This is a genomic window from Pseudomonas rossensis (assembly GCF_039888995.1).
Taxonomy (GTDB): Bacteria; Pseudomonadota; Gammaproteobacteria; order Pseudomonadales; family Pseudomonadaceae; genus Aquipseudomonas; species Aquipseudomonas rossensis.
On the sequence record NZ_JBBWCB010000436.1, the window covers coordinates 1 to 213 of the forward strand.

Sequence of the window (213 nt, forward strand, 5' to 3'; positions counted from 1 at the left end):
ACGGGGTCGAATACCGCTACCTTGATATCCAGCTCGACCAGGGCCGCGAGGCCGTCGATGGATTTTCGGAAGTCCACGGGCTTGGGGTATAGGTACACTTTTTCGACTTTGGCGTCGGGGCGCATCATGACGGACTGGCTCCAGAAAGAAATCGGGAGCACAGCATCGGACATCAGGTTTCGGCTTGGAATGTGGGCTTCATGGAGCGCTTAC

Annotated in this window: 1 protein-coding gene; it reads right to left on the reverse strand. The window is 56.8% G+C overall.

What is annotated here, in order from left to right; all coding sequences use genetic code 11:
- Nucleotides 1-173 (reverse strand): IS66 family insertion sequence element accessory protein TnpB (gene tnpB / locus WLY71_RS31775; RefSeq protein WP_347806625.1); only part of this gene is annotated, 173 nt, incomplete at its 3' end.
- Nucleotides 174-213: the final 40 nt, after the last annotated feature.